Genomic DNA, 17,890 nt, shown 5'->3' on the forward strand with positions numbered 1-17,890 from the left:
ACGAACGAAATTAAATCTATTTTGAACTTGGGAAATAATATGATATAATAAAAGAGAGGTGAAAAATGAACAGATTAGACGAAATTATCCAGTTGGTTTCAACTTATCAAAGAATTGATGTCAATACCCTTTCTGAGCAATTAGGGGTGTCGAAGGTGACGATACGAAAAGATTTAGATAAGCTCGAAGAAAAAGGATTGCTTCACAGAGAGCATGGGTTTGCGGTACGAAATAGTGATGATGACTTAAACTTACGTTTGACCATCCATTACAATATCAAAAAAAGGATTGCCCAACAGGCAGCCCAGCTTGTCGATGATTATGAAACAGTTATGATCGAATCCGGCTCTACGTGTGTGTTACTAGCAGAAGAGCTTTGTAAAACCAAGAAGAATATAAAGATTATTACCAATTCTTATTTTATTGCCTCCTATTTGCAGGAGTATGACAATTGCCAAATCATTCTTTTGGGAGGCGATTATCAAAAGGAAGCACAGGTAACTGTAGGTCCACTGCTCAAGGAGATGATTCATCTTTTTCATGTTGACAAGGCTTTTGTTGGAACGGACGGCTATACTATCGAATCTGGATTTACCAGTAAGGATTTGATGCGCTCGGAAGTTGTTCGCTACATGCGTGAAGCGAGTAATGAGCTTATCATTTTAACCGATGCCAGCAAGTTTTCAAATCAAGGCACGGTTAGACAGTTTACTTTGGATCAGGTATCGCGCATCATTACAGACCAAAGCTTATCAGAGGAGATGAAAAATCATTTAAGCGCGTCCAATTTAGTCTTAGAATTAGTATGACTGAGAGAAAATCTCAGTTTTTTTGATATACTTGCTTGCTTTTTCTAAAAATCGGTAGTATAATAATTTCGAACGAAACAAAAAAAGTTGCAAACAAAAGGAGACTATCATGACCAGTCAACGCTTGACCCAACACTATACTAACGATGTGCAAACCAAGTCTCAAAGGCATTTTGGTTATTTGACAGAGCGGATGTACGCTTATCGTGACCGTGTTTTAGACAAGAAACCTTACATTGATGCTGAGCGAGCTATCTTGGCAACAGAAAGCTACCAGGAGCATCAAGAAAAACCGAATGTGCTAAAACGCGCCTACATGCTCAAAAATATTTTAGAGAAGATGTCTCTTTATATTGATGATGAGACTATGATCGTTGGGAACCAAGCATCCAGCGATAAGGATGCGCCGATTTTCCCTGAATATACCTTGGAGTTTGTCCTTAATGAGCTAGATTTATTTGAAAAACGAGACGGTGACGTTTTCTATATCACTGAGGAAACTAAGCGCCAGCTCCGCGAAATTGCCCCATTTTGGGAAAATAATAATTTGCGCTCACGTGCTGGTGTCATGCTTCCAGATGAAGTTCAAGTTTATATGGAAACAGGCTTCTTTGGCATGGAAGGGAAGATGAACTCTGGCGATGCCCATTTGGCTGTTAACTATCAGAAATTGCTCGAAGAAGGTCTCATTGGATTTGAGGAAAGGGCGCGACAAGCAAAGGCTAGTCTTGATTTAATAGATCCCGCAAGTATTGATAAATATCATTTTTATGATTCTGTCTTAATTACTATCGAAGCTGTTAAAATCTACGCTGAGCGTTTTGTCCGTTTAGCAAAGGAAATGGCTCAAAAGGCCCCTATGAAGCGGCAAAAAGAATTATTGCAAATTGCAGATATTTGTGCGCGCGTGCCTTACTATCCAGCTCGAACCTTTGCTGAAGCTGTGCAATCTGTCTGGTTTATCCAATGTATCCTACAAATTGAATCCAATGGGCATTCCTTGTCTTACGGCCGTTTTGACCAATACATGTATCCCTATGTCAAAGCAGATTTAGAAGCTGGTCGTGAGACGGAAGAATCCATTGTAGAACGCTTAACCAATCTCTGGATTAAGACGATTACGATTAATAAGGTTCGTAGCCAATCTCACACCTTCTCTTCTGCAGGTAGTCCGCTTTATCAAAATGTCACCATCGGGGGTCAAACGCGTGATAAAAAGGACGCGGTCAATCCGCTTTCCTACTTGGTTCTTAAATCAGTAGCCCAAACGCACTTGCCACAACCTAACTTGACTGTCCGCTATCATGCTGGACTTGACAAAGATTTTATGAATGAAGCCATTGAGGTGATGAAACTTGGCTTTGGAATGCCTGCTTTCAACAATGACGAGGTCATTATTCCATCCTTTATCACCAAAGGTGTTTTGGAAGAAGATGCTTACGATTATTCTGCGATTGGTTGTGTCGAGACTGCGGTGCCAGGTAAATGGGGCTATCGTTGTACAGGAATGAGTTATATGAACTTCCCTAAAGTTCTATTGATTACGATGAATGATGGTATTGACCCTGCTTCTGGGAAACGCTTCACGCCTGCTTATGGACATTTTACAGAAATGAAGTCCTTTGAGGATTTGCAAAAAGCTTGGGAGAAGAGTCTTCGTTATTTGACCCGCATGAGTGTCATTGTTGAAAATGCAATTGATATTAGTTTAGAACGCGAAGTGCCAGATATCCTTTGTTCAGCTCTAACAGACGATTGTATTGGTCGAGGAAAGCACTTGAAAGAAGGCGGAGCTATTTATGACTACATTTCTGGCTTACAGGTCGGTATTGCCAATCTGTCAGATTCACTAGCAGCTATTAAAAAATTAGTTTTTGAAGACAAACGCTTGACCACGCAAGAGCTATGGGAAGCTTTGCAGTCTGATTTTGCAGGTGAACGTGGGGAAGAGATCCGCCAAATGCTAATCAACGATGCACCTAAGTACGGTAATGATGATGACTATGCGGATCAGTTAGTTCGGGAAGCCTATGACATTTATGTTGATGAGATTGCGAAATACCCTAATACGCGGTACGGGCGTGGTCCAATCGGAGGTATTCGTTATTCAGGAACGTCCTCTATCTCAGCCAATGTCGGTCAAGGACGTGGAACCTTGGCAACGCCTGATGGACGTCATGCAGGAACGCCTTTAGCTGAGGGCTGTTCGCCATCTCATAATATGGATAAAAATGGTCCAACATCAGTCTTGAAGTCAGTGTCTAAATTACCGACAGAAGAAATTGTAGGCGGTGTCCTGCTTAATCAGAAAGTTAACCCGCAGACGCTTGCCAAAGAAGAAGATAAGCAAAAATTGATTGCTCTGTTACGGACGTTCTTCAATCGTCTTCACGGCTATCACATTCAGTACAATGTGGTGTCTCGTGAGACCTTGATTGATGCTCAGAAACATCCTGAAAAACATCGTGATCTGATTGTCCGTGTTGCTGGTTATTCCGCCTTCTTTAATGTTTTGTCCAAGGCGACGCAAGACGACATTATTGCTCGTACAGAACATGCCCTATAAGCTAGAAAAGAGGATAGTTCATGGAATTTATGCTTGATACCTTAAATTTAGAGGAAATAAAGAAGTGGTCAGCGATTCTGCCGCTAGCAGGAGTGACCTCTAACCCTACGATTGTCAAAAAATTAGGAAAAACGGACTTTTTTGAACATATCAAAGAAGTTAGAAAAATAGTTGGTGAAGCTGTCGGCTTGCATGCTCAAGTTGTAGCAGCAGATGTTGACGGTATCTTAGCCGATGCCAAAAATTTAAAAGACAGCATAGGAGGTAATCTCTATATTAAGGTCCCTGTCACCCCCGAAGGCTTGACAGCTATAAAAGAGCTCAAAAAAGAAGGTTACAAGATTACTGCAACTGCTATCTATACTGTTTTTCAAGGGCTTCTGGCTATTGAAGCAGGAGCAGATTATTTAGCTCCTTATTATAATCGTATGGAAAACCTTGATACGAATGCAGAAGAGGTTATTTACCAACTAGCGACTGCGATTGAAAGGCAAGGCTCTTCTAGTAAGATATTAGCCGCTAGCTTTAAAAATGTATCCCAAGTAACTAAAGCCTTAGCCGCAGGCGCCCAGGCTGTGACAGTAGGGGCAGATATTTATGAGGCAGGTTTTGCTAATCCTTCCATTAGCAAAGCTGTCCGTGATTTTGCATCAGATTGGCAAGCTAGTCAGGGACGGGATTATATCTAGATTTCCTGAAAAGAAATCAGTCAGAAAGAAAGTTAGCAGTTCTGTATTACTTGAAAGAAGTAACAAACGAAGAAAGTGCAAAATAATATAATTACTAGGAATCTAGGCTGAATTTCATTAGGTTGATCTGCTTCTTTACTATCTTAGCAAATCCCAAAAACACAAGTTAAGTACCGTCTTTCAGCTCACTTTTAGGTAGTTGGAAACGAACCGTAGCCATAACTGAAGTTAGGAAACGATAAGTTGATAATGTCATGAAAGATAAGCGGAATGATGGTATTAACATGATAAAGATACCTGCACATAGGTAATGTTCACTTCTTCAAGGTTTATACAGGAAAGAAGTATTTTAAACGATAACGATAGGAGTTCACTCATCATGAAAATTTTTGCAAGTCCATCACGCTATATTCAAGGAAAGAATGTCTTGTTTGAATGTAGCAAAATCATTAAAAACTTAGGAGTTCAACCTCTAGTGCTCTGTGATGATATTGTCTATGATATTGTCGGAAAGGATTTTGTTAAATATCTGGAACAAGAAGATTTTTTGGTCCACCACGCTTCTTTTAAGGGAGAAGCCTCCAATAATGAAATTGAGCGTATTGCAGCAATTGTCAATGACTATGGAAGTGATGTCATTATTGGACTAGGTGGCGGAAAAACGATAGACAGCGCCAAGGCTATTGCAGATTTAACTAAAATTCCTGTGATTATTGCGCCTACAATTGCATCAACAGATGCGCCGACATCAGCCTTATCAGTCATATATACTGACGAGGGCGTTTTTGAAAAATATCTTTTTTATACCAAAAATCCAGAATTAGTCTTGGTTGACACACAAGTCATTAGTCAGGCGCCGGAGCGTCTGCTTGCTTCAGGCATTGCAGATGGGTTAGCGACATGGGTTGAAGCTCGAGCAGTTCTTCAAAACCACGGCGAGACAATGGCAGGAGGTCACCAGACCTTGGCTGGATTAGCTATTGCTCAAGCTTGTGAAGAGACCTTGTTTTCTGATGGTTTAAAAGCCCTAGCAGCCTGTAGAGCAAAAGTAGTCACACCCGCTTTAGAAAATATCATTGAAGCCAATACTTTGTTAAGTGGTTTAGGTTTTGAAAGTGCAGGTTTGGCTGGAGCTCATGCGATTCACAATGGCTTCACAGCTTTATCTGGGGACATTCATCACCTGACTCATGGAGAAAAAGTTGCTTACGGTACCCTTGCCCAACTATTTTTAGAAAACAGACCTGCCGAAGAAATTGAAAAATACGTGAAATTTTACCAAGAAATCGGCATGCCGACTACTCTTGCTGAGTTGCACCTTCAAGATGTTTCTTATGAGGAGTTGTTAAAGGTTGGTCGCCAAGCAACTGTTGAGGGTGAGACTATTCACCAAATGGCTCAGGATTTCACAGCAGATGATGTCGCTAATGCCCTATTAGCTGTTGATCAATTTGTCAGACAGCTAGGCTAATGTCCTGTATTATTAACTTAAGCGAGCATCCAAACAACTTTTGGGTGGCTACTAGTCGTCTTCTAAGAAAAGTTAGTGATGACCAGCGACAATAGTCTTTAAGATAGCGTGAATACTGATTTTAAAACGAGTTCGGTAACGTTTGACAACAATCAGTTACCCATAGAAATCCTTTTATTCAGAGTGAGACAGTAGTATCTACAGGATACCTGTTACTCACTCTTTTTTATTTTCTCTAAAATGTCGGGTTAAGAAGAATCAATTTCGATATTCCTCACCCAGTCTTATCAAGGAATTTCAAGCATCTTTCCAACTCCTAAAGCACTAATATGAGGTCATTTGCCACGTATTTTTAAGGTTTTACAAAAATTGATTCAAAAGGGTGATTTCTTTTGGTTTTGTTTAGAATCTGCTATAATGGAAGTATCAAAAGTTGTAAGATGGGAGAAAGATGGACGCAAAGCTTAAATACAAAGCTAAGAAGATCAAAGTTGTATTTTTTGATATTGATGATACATTGCGTGTGAAAGACACAGGGTATATGCCCGACTCTATTAAGCATGTTTTTGAAGCCCTAAGAGCTAGAGGGATTATTGTCGGTATTGCATCTGGACGTGCCCGTTATGGTGTGCCTCCAGAAATTCAAGCTCTCGATGCAGACTATTGTGTGAAACTCAATGGGGCTTATGTCAAGGACAACAAAAAGAATATCATTTTTAAACGGCCTATTCCAAAAGAGCTAGTTGCCAAATATAAAGAGTGGGCTGATTCAGAAGGTGTTCACTTTGGTTTGGCTGGTCGTCATAAAGCTGTCCTTTCCTACCGAAATGATTTGATTAGTGATGCTATTGATGTTGTGTACGCGTCATTAGAAGTAGAGCCAGATTTTGATCAAGAGCATGATGTTTATCAAATGTGGACTTTCGAAGATCGAGGGGATAACTTACAATTTCCAGAGGAATTAGCCCAAGACTTGCGCCTTGTTCGTTGGCATGATCATTCGTCGGATGTTGTTTTAAAAGGAACCTCAAAAGCATTGGGGGTTTCTAAAGTTGTGGAACATCTCGGTCTCAAACCTGAGAACGTTTTGGTCTTTGGGGATGAACTCAATGACTTAGAACTCTTTGATTATGCAGGAATTGCTATTGCTATGGGAGTTTCGCACCCAGCCTTGCAAGAAAAAGCAGATTTTATCACTAAAAAAGTAGAAGAAGATGGCATCCAGTATGCCTTGGAGGAATTAGGAATGATTGACAAACAGCTCACTTTCCCACAAGTCAACCTTGACACGCACAATGGTCCAGTTGCAACGATCAAAACTAATCTTGGAGATTTGACCATTAAGCTTTTCCCAGAACAGGCACCAAAAACAGTGGCTAACTTTATCGGCTTAGCTAAAGAAGGTTACTACGATGGTGTCATTTTCCACCGTATCATCAAGGATTTTATGATTCAAGGCGGTGATCCAACTGGTACTGGTATGGGTGGGCAATCCATCTACGGTGTTGAGTTTGAAGATGAATTTTCAGAAGAACTTTATAATATCCGCGGAGCTCTTTCCATGGCTAATGCTGGGCCAAACACTAACGGTAGTCAATTCTTTATCGTGCAAAATGCTGGTCTAGCCTATTCTGCTAAAGAATTGGTGCGGGGCGGATGGCCACAAGAAATTGCAGCTATTTACGCTACAGAAGGTGGAACGCCGCATTTGGATCGCCGACATACTGTTTTTGGCCAGCTGGCAAATGATGAATCCTATGCTGTTTTGGATAAAATTGCAGCCGTTGAGACAGGCTTTCAAGACAAGCCTGTTGAGGATGTTGTCATCGAAACAGTCGAGGTTGTTGACTAATGAAAATAGGCGACAAACTGACAGGAACAGTCACTGGAATTCAGCCCTATGGTGTCTTTGTTGGTTTGGAGAATGGAATCGTAGGTTTGGTTCATATTTCAGAATTAAAGACGGGTTATGTTGATAACATTTACAAGGTTCTTGACATTGGGCAAGAAGTTCAAGTTCAGGTTATTGACGTGGATGAGTTTACGGGCAAGATTAGTTTTTCTATCCGAAGCTTAGAAGAAGAAAGGCATCGAATCCCGCGCAAACATCGGTTCTCCAGTGACAGAAAAAAATACGGATTCGAGCCACTCCGCAAGGCTATACCTAAATGGACTGACGAAGCGTTAGCATTTTTAAACAAAGAAGAAGATACATAGAGCCAAAATTGGGAAGCCGAATGCTTCAACAGTCTTATCTTAGACAAAAAGATTTTGGCCGATTCTTAGTTTTCAATGAAGACCATCTAAAAACGAACAAAAGTAGCATTTCGGTCATCTGAAATCTACCTTTGTTCGTTTTTGTCATTTAGGGAGGAATTTTTGTCTCAGACTCGCCTGAGTCTGAAAGTAACTAGCAGAGAAAAGCTGGTTGGAGTTGGTTACTCTCTTTCTTTTCTCAGTTAGTCAAATTGGTAAAGGCTTGTGGACAAGTAACGCTCTCCATTATCTGGAGCCAAGACAAGAACTTTTTTGCCTGATCCAAGTTTTTTAGCAATTTCAAGAGCGGCATACACTGCTGCAGATGATGAAATTCCCAGAAGGAATCCTTCCTGTCCTCCGATAAGGCGTCCTGTTGCAATGGCCTCATCAGAAGGGACACGAACGATGTCATCGTAAGCTTCAGTGTCTAGTGTACTTGGAATAAAACCAGCTGAAATTCCTTGAATCTTGTGAGGACCGGGTTGGTCGCCTGACAAGACAGCTGATTCGTCAGCCTCAACAGCAAAAATCTTCACATCAGGATTGGCTTTTTTAAGGACGTGTGAGACACCTGAAATCGTACCACCGGTACCGACTCCCGAAACAAAGGCGTCAAGTCCAGTTTTACCAAAAGCTTCCAATATTTCTGGCCCAGTTGTTGTTTCGTGGACAGCAGGATTAGCAGGGTTTTCAAACTGTTGAGGAATAAAGCCGCCTTTTTGCTCAGCGATTTCTTGAGCTTTAGCGATAGCGCCTTTCATGCCCTCAGCACCGGGCGTTAGAACCAGCTCAGCACCGTAAGCTTGAATGATCTTACGACGCTCGATGGACATGGTATCGGGCATGACAATGATTACCTTGTAACCAAGTGCCGCGCCGACCCAAGCTAGGCCAATTCCTGTATTTCCAGAAGTTGGTTCAACGATGGTATCACCAGGTTTTAGGACACCGCGTTTTTCAGCGTCCTTGACCATGCTAAGAGCAATACGATCCTTCACAGAAGAGCCCGGATTAAAAGCTTCTAGTTTGACGTAGACATCTGCAGCACCCTCAGGGACAATACGATTAAGTTTGATGATTGGTGTTTTGCCAACCAGTTCTGTAATATTTTGATAAATAGGCATAGAAATCTCCTTGCAGTTTTCTTAGAGCCTGCATTCACAAGCGAGGTCCTCTGGTTCAGCAGATTATTTCTAATAATCAAGGCTGTTTTGGGGAGTAGAATCCATTTTTACCGATTTTACCGAATAGGAAGAGACTTGAGTTCAGTTCCAAAAACAAACGTTGAGTAGTGAAAATAACTTTAAATGGAGGATATGGACTGTAAATACAGGTTCTTGTTTTAAGTATAAGTCTCACAGTAAACTTTGTAAAATATAAAAAAGCTATCGAGATGATAGCCTTTTTATATTAAAGGGACCTCCACTTCTTGAAGAGAAGACTTTTCGATACTAGCCTTTCCTTGGAAAAACTCTGTCAAATCAGCAATAATTTGTTCTGTTTTCTCCTTGTTGACAAAGATTTCAGTTTCCACATCAGTCGTGAATTGCGGATTGACTTCCGAGAGCCCGTTGTTTTTTAAAAAATTAGAAAAATCTTGATACTGAGCATAAGTCAGTTTGAGACGGATGCCTTGCTGTTCCTTGATTTCGATGCGGCCGATCTCCTTGACAGCATGAGCCACACTGCCAGCATAAGCTCGAATCAGTCCACTGGATCCTAGTTTAATACCACCAAAATACCGTGTAACAACAGCGACAACATTGGTCAATTCTAAATTTTCCAAAACACCTAGCATGGGTACACCAGCTGTGCCGCTAGGTTCACCATCGTCACTCGTTCGTTTAACCTCACTCTTTTCACCAAGGATAAAAGCAGAGCAGTTATGGTTAGCCTTGTGATGCTCTTTTTTGATTTGTGTGATTACCTGACGCGCTTCTTCTTCAGTTTCCACTCGCTTGATGTGGCAGATGAAACGCGATTTTTTGATGTCTTCTTCGGCCACGCCGTCTCGTGCAATTGTCTTGTACTCCATGAGATGATTGTACCAAGAAAACCTTATTTTTTCAAAAATTTACGAATAAAGAAGTATGGAAACATTGGATGATTACAAAGGAAGGTTGTTGACAAAAGAGCAAGTTCCAGAAGAATTATTGCCCTATGCAAGACAATTACCTGCTGTGAGACAAGAGAAAGGAAAACACTTTTGTGAGCGTTGTGGTAGCGAGCTTGATCAAGAAAAAAATCGCCTGCCAATGGGAGCGATCTATTGCAGGGAGTGTCTCATTCTGGGGCGAGTTCGCAGTGATCAGCCGCTTTATTATTTTCCTCAAGCTCCCTTTGAACCTCAGTGTACTCTGAAATGGCAGGGCCAGTTGACTAAATGGCAACAGGGAATCTCAGAAGGGTTGTGCGAAAACACACGACAGAGAAAAAATACTTTAGTACACGCTGTTACGGGTGCAGGTAAGACAGAAATGATCTATCAGGTGATTGCTGATCATATCGCTGAGGGAAAGGCTGTTTGTATTGCTACGCCAAGGATTGACGTCTGTATTGAACTCTATCGGAGACTTTCTCAAGATTTCAGCTGCCCCATTGCCCTTCTACATGGTGAGAGCGAGCCTTATTTTCGAACACCCCTTGTCATTGCGACGACTCACCAATTGCTCAAGTTTTACCGCGCTTTTGACTTGCTTATCATTGATGAAGTAGATGCCTTTCCTTTTGTGGACAATGCTACGCTTTACCATGCAGTGGATCAATGTATTTCAGAAAATGGGTGCAAAATTTTTCTGACAGCAACCACGACAGATGCCTTGGAGAAGCAAGTGAGGTCAGGAGAACTCAGTTTACTGCGATTACCAAGGCGTTTTCATGAAAATCCGCTGGTTGTTCCAAAGAAGGTCTGGCTCAACTCTTTTATGAAATACCTTTCTAAAAACAAATTACCAGCCAAACTGATAACAGACATCACCAATCAGCGTCAGACAGGCCATCCGTTGCTTATCTTTGCGCCAGAGATTGCTACAGGGCAGCATCTCGTTAAAGTCTTGAAAAACGACTTCCCTCAAGAACAAATCGGTTTTGTCTCTAGCCAAACCGAAAATCGCTTGGAAATCGTGACAGCTTTTCGGGATCAAGAACTAACTATTTTAGTATCAACAACTATTTTAGAGCGAGGAGTAACCTTTCCAGGAGTTGATGTCTTTGTGGTTGAGGCCAATCATCGTCTTTACACAAAATCGAGTCTAGTTCAGATTGGCGGACGAGTCGGCAGGAGTTCTGAACGACCGACAGGGCTTCTTAATTTTTACCAAAATGGAACTAACCGCGCTATTGAAAAAGCAATTGTTGAAATAAAGCTCATGAATAAGGAGAGTGGCCTCGTATGACTTGTCTCATCTGCCGTAATAACACGTCTTCAAAAAGGAGTTTTACCAAGTTACTTCTATTAAAAGAGAGCAATAGCAAACTCTGCCAGAATTGCAGAAATGAATTTATGAAGATAGAAGAAGCTCATTGCCCAAATTGCTATAAAAATGGCGCTGCGACGACATGTGCAGACTGTCAATTATGGTTTCAAAAAGGGAAAACCGTACATCACCAAGCGCTTTATCAGTACAATGAAGCGATGAAGTCCTATATTAAAACCTACAAATTTTCTGGTGATTATCTCTTACGAGAAATATTTGCATCGGAAATCAAAAGAGTGCTGAGACCTTTTGAGAGAAGTCATCAATTGATACCGATTCCTCTTAGTCAAAAGAATTTTGAAACAAGAGGCTTTAATCAAGTAACTGGCTTTCTTGATGCTGCAGGAATAAAGTATTCGGATATTTTAGATAAAAAAGAGACAGAAAAACAATCTAGCAAAACACGGAAAGAACGCCTAAAAGCAGCACAACCCTTTTCGATAAAAGAAAGTGCTGCTCTAGAAAAGAAAGTAATCATTATAGATGATATCTATACAACAGGAGCAACCATTCAGCTAGCCACAGAAATTCTTGAAAATGCAGGAGCACAAGAAATTCTCAGCTTCTCTTTGGCAAGGTAAGGCAAACATTTGCTAAAAGCAAATGAAAGCGATATAATATTAATATAAGAAAACGCTAACGCGTAGAAAGAGGAATCTATATGATTAAATATAATATCCGTGGCGAGAATATCGAAGTTACCGAAGCGATTCGTGATTATGTAGAGTTAAAACTTAGCAAGATTGAAAAATATTTTAGCGAAGAGGTAGCCTTGAGTGCTAAAATCAATCTCAAAGTATATAAAGAAAAAACAGCAAAAGTTGAAGTGACTATTCCTCTTGGAAATGTGACTCTGAGAGCAGAAGATATTTCCCAAGACATGTACGGTTCGATTGATCTTGTAGTCGATAAGATTGAACGACAAATCCGTAAAAATAAAACTAAAATTGAGCGTCGCCATCGTGAAAAAGTGCCAGCTGCTCACCTCTTTACCGAAGCGTTAGTTGAAGAAACAGAACCCGAAGCAAAAGTAGTTCGCACGAAACAAGTTGATTTAAAACCGATGAGTGTTGATGAAGCACTTCTCCAAATGGAATTGGTAGGGCATGACTTCTTTATTTTCACAGATGTTGAAAGTAACGAGACCCATGTGCTTTACAAACGTGAAGACGGCGATATTGGCCTCTTAGAAGCAAAGTGATAGACATTAACGAAATGCAACGCAGAGCTGACCTATAGAATAGGTTGGCTTTTTTCGTGTGAGGGTGAGAGCTCGATCCTATATAGTTAGTCAACGGTCAATCACTCGAATAGAGCTTAAACTCCTATGCGATAGGTCAAGAATTTGACCTAAGTCAGACGAGCTACAGTTATTAGACACTAGCAATTCGGGGGAATCTAAAGATGACCCAAAAAGGGTCAGATTCGTAAGAAATGGAGGAGATGTCAAAGGAAATAGGGAAACTATAGAGAAATGAAAAAGAATAAAAAATGTGCAACAATGGGCGGGAATAAAAAATGGAAATTAACGTTTTTTCCAAATTATCATCAAATTAGTCAAAGTTCAGATTTTATGCTATAATATCTTCATTACAGATTTTTTAAGGAGGATTTCTTCCATGGAAGACCCTGGCAGTCAGAACATCTGGCTACAATTTTTACTTTTGCTTTTCTTGACCTTGCTCAATGCTTTTTTCTCGGCTTCAGAGATGGCCTTGGTGTCACTCAATCGTGGCCGCGTTCAGCAAAAAGCTGAAGATGGGGAGCGCAAGTATGTTCGGCTTCTTAAGGTTTTGGAAAGTCCTGATAAGTTTCTCTCGACCATTCAAGTTGGCATCACCATCATCTCGCTTTTGACCGGTGCTAGCTTCACAGATGCTTTAGCCACGCAATTTACAGCTTGGTTCGGTGGTGGTCAGACCATGAAAATTGTAGCGCAAGTGGCAGCCCTGGCTCTCTTGACCTATATCTCTATCGTGCTTGGTGAGCTTTACCCCAAGCGGATCGCTCTCAATCTTAAGGAAAATTTAGCTGTTATTTCAGCGCCGATTATCCTTTTTTTAAGTAAAATAGCTGCGCCTTTTGTCTGGCTTTTGTCAGCATCAACGAATCTCCTCAGTCGTATAACGCCTATGAAATTAGACGACGCAGATGAAAATATGACCCGTGATGAGATTGCTTACATGCTGACCAATTCTGAACAAACGCTAGAGGCAGAAGAGATCGAGATGTTGCAGGGGATTTTCTCCTTAGACGAACTAGTGGCGCGTGAGGTCATGGTTCACCGGACAGATACCTTCATGGTAGACATCAATGATGACACCGAGACCATTATCCGCGCTATTCTCAAGCAGGTTTACTCTCGTGTGCCTGTCTACGATGATGATCGAGATAAGATTATCGGAATTATCCATACGAAAAGTCTTCTGTCTGCTGCTTATGAAAAAGGCTTTGACCAGATCAATCTGCGTAAGCTTTTACAAGAACCGCTCTTTGTGCCTGAGACTATTTTCGTAGATGATCTCTTGCGTGAATTTCGTAGCAATCAAAAGCAGATGGCCATTCTCTTAGATGAATATGGTGGGGTTTCGGGTCTCGTGACCTTAGAAGACTTGCTGGAAGAAATTGTGGGTGAAATCTATGATGAAACTGACCGTTCTGAGCTTGAAGTTCGTGAAATCGGTGAGCATACCTACATCGTCGAGGGGACTATGACCCTCAATGATTTTAATGAATACTTTGATACCGAACTTGAAAGTGAAGATGTTGACACAATCGCTGGCTTTTATCTGACAGGGATGAGTTCGATTCCGGATCAGTCAGAAAAAGAGAGCATTGTCGTTGAAAATCATAATAAACACCTGATTTTAACCAATGACAAGGTCAAAGAAGGCCGAGTGACCAAGCTTAAGCTGGTCATTACCGATATGGAAGCTGAAGAAGCAAACTAGGCCTGTATTCGTAGCCAAAGTTAAAGGCTCTTGAGTTGACTCACCGTCAGTTTTTTGAAATGTAGCTCATTTTCTGTCACTGATGATTGAAAAGATCATCTTACCCAAGCATTTTGCTAGTAAAGATAGATTTTCAGCTATGAGTAAAAGGCAAACTCACAATGAAAGGGTTTGTCTTTTGGTTATGTACTCAGATGACATGCGATTCAGACGATGACTTATCAAATTCAAAGTGTTACCAGCGTGTTCTTATGAAACGAAAGTGTATGACCCAGTATAAAAATCGCTGATTTAAAGGTTTTGTTTTGACTTATGCCAATATTCCTGCTAAAGTAGGTAAGTAATGAAATTTCGAGTCAAAGTATCTAGTCATATGATGTTTTTCTCCTTAACGATTTACAAATAAGAAAAAAGAGGTAACTCATAATGGCACAGGGAACTGTAAAATGGTTTAACGCAGAAAAAGGCTTTGGCTTTATCACTCAAGAAGAAGGTGCGGATGTGTTTGCGCACTTCTCAGCAATCCAATCAGACGGCTTTAAAACGTTGGAAGAAGGTCAAAAAGTGTCTTTTGACATTGAAGAAGGTCAACGTGGATTGCAAGCTGTTAACATTACAAAATTGTAATGCACATTTAAAGACTGGCTATCTGTCCAGTTTTTTTATTTTCAGCTGGTTGGGCTTGTGTCTGACAGGAGCTGGTACTGGTTTTTTGATTGTGAAAATGCTATAATGAAAAGTGTAAAAACGTTTGCAAAGAAGGGGATTGTCATGGAAGAAGTAATCGATTATGGGCAAGTGACGGGTTTGGTGCATTCCACGGAAAGTTTCGGATCGGTGGATGGACCGGGAATTCGCTTTATCGTCTTCATGCAGGGCTGTAAGATGCGTTGTCAATATTGCCACAATCCTGATACTTGGGCCATGAAAAATGACAAGGCCAAGAAGCGAACAGCCTCAGACGTTCTGGCTGAAGCCCTTCGCTATCGTGGATTTTGGGGAGCAGACGGGGGCATCACTGTTTCAGGTGGTGAAGCGACCTTGCAGATTGATTTCGTGACGGCTCTCTTTACTCTGGCAAAGGAAAAAGGAATCCACACGACCCTTGACACTTGTGCCTTGACCTTCCAAGAAACGCCTGAATACCTAGCTAAGTATGATAAGTTGATGGCTGTAACAGATCTGGTTCTTCTTGATATCAAGGAAATCAATCCAGCTCAACACAAGATTGTGACAGGCCATAGCAACGAGACTATCCTTGCTTGTGCTAAGTACCTCTCCAAAATTGGTAAACCTGTTTGGATTCGTCACGTCCTCGTACCGGGGTTGACAGATCGAGATGATGACTTGAAAGGTCTAGGAGATTTTGTCAAAGAAAACTTAACCAATGTTGAACGCTTTGAAGTTTTGCCCTACCATACCATGGGGGAATTCAAATGGCGAGAACTGGGGATTAAATACCCTCTGGAAGGTGTTAAACCGCCGACTAAGGCGCGTGTCCAAAATGCTAAAGACCTTATGCAGACCGAGACTTACACGGAGTATCTGGACCGTGTTCGTGGGTAATGATGTAAAAAGCGAGACCAGCTGGATGTTCCAACTGGTCTTTTAAATATTGGTTCTATCTTTCTGGAATGGGGCCTCTAACAGAAATCATGGAGTCTTTTTTGAGTATCATATTTCCCAAGAGACTGGGATAGGTAACTATAATGACTTCGGCTTCATGTACAAAAACCAATACTCGTTGAAGAGTAGTACAATCTTGTGATTTGTGCCATCTGTATATAAGATAGCTAATAGCGCCCTGTTTTTTACTGAATGATAATAGCTGAGCTTAGCAATCAGAAAACGAAGACGCCAAAATCAATTTGGCAAAATGACGATTCATATTATTTTTTATCGTCAAGAGCTTTCAGATAATCAGCTGCGGCTTGAACAGTGGCTTCAAGAGCGCCTGGGGTGAATGGTGAATTGAGATTGGCTAATGCAACTACTTGGAGGAATGACTTAGTGCCACCAACCTGACAGATTTTAAGGTAATCTGACCAAGCTGTTTTGTCCTGTTCTACCTGTGTACGTCTCCAGAACTGGAGGGCGCAGACTTGAGCCAGAGTGTAGTCAATGTAGTAGAATGGTGAGGAAAAGATATGCCCCTGACGGAACCAGAAGATCCCGCGGTCTAAATCAGGCGCTTCGGAGTAGTCTTTGTAAGGCAAGTATTCCTTTTCCAGACGACGCCAAGTCGCTTTGCGCTCAGCAGGGGTCATCTCAGGATGCTCATAGACCTCGTGCTGGAAGTGGTCAACAAGAACACCGTATGGCAAGAAGTAGAGCGTCCCAGCGAGATGGCTAAATTTATACTTATCAACTTGAGAACCAAAGAAACCTTCCATCCAAGGCCAGGTGATAAACTCCATAGACATGGAGTGGATTTCACAGGTCTCATAAGTTGGCCAGATGGATTCAGGATTTTCGATCCAGCGAGATTGGTAGACCTGAAAGGCATGGCCAGCCTCATGGGTCAAAACATCAATGTCTGCACTGGTACCGTTAAAGTTTGAAAAGATAAAGGGACTCTTGAAATCGGGCAAGTAAGTGCAGTAGCCACCTGCGCGCTTGCCCTTTTTGGCAACCAGATCCAGTAAATCTCGCTCAACCATAAAGTCGATAAATTCTCCCGTTTCTGGTGAGAGTTCGTGATACATCTTAATACCGTTTTTGATGATAAAATCAGGGTCTCCTTGTGGAGTGGCATTACCATCTGGAAACTCCAGAGCTAGGTCGTAGTGCTTCAAAGTTGGCACTTGAATACGCTTAGCTTGCCGCTGATAAAGCTTCTCCACCACGGGAACGACATGTTTCTTAATCTCTTCCCGATAGGTTTTGACCATATCGCGGTTGTAGTCAAAACGATTCATGCTGTGATAGCTGTATTCGACATAGTCCTTGAAACCAAGTGTTTTGGCAATCTGATCGCGAGTTTTGACCAATTGGTCGTAGATCTCATCAAATGCTTCTTCGTTGTCCACAAAGAATTGGGTTGTGGCGGCAGCTGCAGCCTTACGAGTCTCGCGATCAGTTGACTGAGCAAAAGGTCCCATCTGAATCAGGGTGTAAACACTGTCTTGGAAGGGAATTTGAGCTGAAGCGATCAGTTTATCGTACTGGGTAGATAGCTCGTTTTCCTTTTGCAGGAGAGGGATGATCTCAGGCGAGAAAATCTTGAGCTGGTTTTCAGCAGACTTGAAGAACGTTTCCGGTAAGACTGTTTCTAATGTGGTACGAAAAGGGCTGTCAATGACCGCCTTGTAGTAGTTGGTTGTCAGCTCCTGATAAAGCGGACCATGGTTATCCCAATAGTTAGTTTCAGCTTCATAAAAGGTATCGTTGGTATCGATCGAGTGACGGATGCTGCAGAGGGTGTTTTGGGTCTCAATGCTAGCATTGAGTGCATTGATTGATTTGACTGCAGCCAAGGCCTCGTCGGCAGTTTTTGCCTGAGTCAATCGCTCGGTGAGCTGGGTGAGTTCTGCCTTGACTGTTTCATAGTCAGGACGCTTATAGGTATAATCTGAAAATTTCATAGGAAACCCCTTTCTTGAATCTTCTTTCATTTTACCTTATTTGAGCAGTCTTGCCAAATATCAACTTACTGACAAATTGACTTTG

At 41.5% G+C, this 17,890-nt stretch carries 15 protein-coding genes; 12 read left to right on the plus strand and 3 right to left on the minus strand.

What is annotated here, in order from left to right; all coding sequences use genetic code 11:
• Nucleotides 1-65 precede the first annotated feature (65 nt).
• The 6 genes from A3I5_RS0102795 (at nucleotide 66) to A3I5_RS0102820 (ending at nucleotide 7,752) form a co-directional block, all read left to right on the plus strand.
• Complete coding sequence (locus A3I5_RS0102795; RefSeq protein ID WP_018373106.1) at nucleotides 66-809, plus strand: DeoR/GlpR family DNA-binding transcription regulator; 744 nt, start codon at nucleotides 66-68, stop codon at nucleotides 807-809.
• A 109-nt stretch (nucleotides 810-918) separates the two neighbouring features.
• Nucleotides 919-3,375 carry a glycyl radical protein gene (locus A3I5_RS0102800; RefSeq protein ID WP_018373107.1) on the plus strand — a complete coding sequence of 819 codons (2,457 nt, stop codon included), beginning with the start codon at nucleotides 919-921 and terminating at the stop codon, nucleotides 3,373-3,375.
• Between the two features lie 20 nt (nucleotides 3,376-3,395).
• A complete protein-coding gene (locus A3I5_RS0102805) occupies nucleotides 3,396-4,064 on the plus strand; it encodes a fructose-6-phosphate aldolase (protein ID WP_018373108.1) in 669 nt (222 codons plus the stop codon).
• Between the two features lie 379 nt (nucleotides 4,065-4,443).
• Nucleotides 4,444-5,535 carry a glycerol dehydrogenase gene (locus A3I5_RS0102810; protein WP_018373109.1) on the plus strand — a complete coding sequence of 364 codons (1,092 nt, stop codon included), beginning with the start codon at nucleotides 4,444-4,446 and terminating at the stop codon, nucleotides 5,533-5,535.
• 451 nt (nucleotides 5,536-5,986) lie between these two features.
• A complete protein-coding gene (locus A3I5_RS0102815) occupies nucleotides 5,987-7,387 on the plus strand; it encodes a bifunctional Cof-type HAD-IIB family hydrolase/peptidylprolyl isomerase (protein ID WP_018373110.1) in 1,401 nt (466 codons plus the stop codon).
• On the plus strand, nucleotides 7,387-7,752 hold the full coding sequence (locus A3I5_RS0102820) for a S1 RNA-binding domain-containing protein (protein WP_018373111.1): 366 nt from the start codon (nucleotides 7,387-7,389) through the stop codon (nucleotides 7,750-7,752). Before A3I5_RS0102815 ends, A3I5_RS0102820 begins: the two co-directional genes overlap by 1 nt.
• Before the next feature lie 242 nt (nucleotides 7,753-7,994).
• Here the strand turns inward: A3I5_RS0102820 and cysK are convergent, their stop codons facing one another.
• Nucleotides 7,995-8,918, minus strand: a complete 924-nt coding sequence (cysK, locus tag A3I5_RS0102825; RefSeq protein ID WP_018373112.1) for a cysteine synthase A — start codon at nucleotides 8,916-8,918, stop codon at nucleotides 7,995-7,997.
• A gap of 281 nt (nucleotides 8,919-9,199) precedes the next feature.
• Nucleotides 9,200-9,829, minus strand: coding sequence for a YigZ family protein (locus tag A3I5_RS0102830; RefSeq protein ID WP_018373113.1), 630 nt, complete (start codon nucleotides 9,827-9,829; stop codon nucleotides 9,200-9,202).
• 55 nt (nucleotides 9,830-9,884) lie between these two features.
• Here A3I5_RS0102830 and A3I5_RS0102835 point away from each other — a divergent pair, with 55 nt between their 5' ends.
• From A3I5_RS0102835 to pflA, 6 genes are all read left to right on the plus strand, one after another.
• A complete protein-coding gene (locus tag A3I5_RS0102835; RefSeq protein WP_018373114.1) occupies nucleotides 9,885-11,189 on the plus strand; it encodes an ATP-dependent helicase ComFA in 1,305 nt (434 codons plus the stop codon).
• Between the two features lie 107 nt (nucleotides 11,190-11,296).
• Entirely contained in the window at nucleotides 11,297-11,851 is a 555-nt protein-coding gene (locus tag A3I5_RS0102840) for a ComF family protein (protein ID WP_231869669.1), read from the plus strand.
• Between the two features lie 80 nt (nucleotides 11,852-11,931).
• On the plus strand, nucleotides 11,932-12,471 hold the full coding sequence (gene hpf / locus A3I5_RS0102845; protein ID WP_018373116.1) for a ribosome hibernation-promoting factor, HPF/YfiA family: 540 nt from the start codon (nucleotides 11,932-11,934) through the stop codon (nucleotides 12,469-12,471).
• Between the two features lie 418 nt (nucleotides 12,472-12,889).
• Nucleotides 12,890-14,221: a hemolysin family protein gene (locus tag A3I5_RS0102850; RefSeq protein WP_018373117.1), complete on the plus strand. Its 1,332-nt coding sequence runs from the start codon at nucleotides 12,890-12,892 to the stop codon at nucleotides 14,219-14,221.
• Nucleotides 14,222-14,647: 426 nt separating this feature from the next.
• Complete coding sequence (locus tag A3I5_RS0102855; RefSeq protein WP_018373118.1) at nucleotides 14,648-14,848, plus strand: cold-shock protein; 201 nt, start codon at nucleotides 14,648-14,650, stop codon at nucleotides 14,846-14,848.
• A gap of 144 nt (nucleotides 14,849-14,992) precedes the next feature.
• Nucleotides 14,993-15,787 (plus strand): pyruvate formate-lyase-activating protein, encoded by a 795-nt coding sequence (gene pflA, locus A3I5_RS0102860; RefSeq protein WP_026216892.1) that lies wholly within the window; start codon nucleotides 14,993-14,995, stop codon nucleotides 15,785-15,787.
• Nucleotides 15,788-16,110: 323 nt separating this feature from the next.
• On the opposite strand, the gene A3I5_RS0102865 is transcribed toward pflA, so the two are convergent.
• Nucleotides 16,111-17,805: a M3 family oligoendopeptidase gene (locus tag A3I5_RS0102865; protein WP_018373120.1), complete on the minus strand. Its 1,695-nt coding sequence runs from the start codon at nucleotides 17,803-17,805 to the stop codon at nucleotides 16,111-16,113.
• Nucleotides 17,806-17,890: the final 85 nt, after the last annotated feature.

The organism is Streptococcus merionis DSM 19192, assembly GCF_000380085.1.
Taxonomy (GTDB): domain Bacteria; phylum Bacillota; class Bacilli; order Lactobacillales; family Streptococcaceae; genus Streptococcus; species Streptococcus merionis.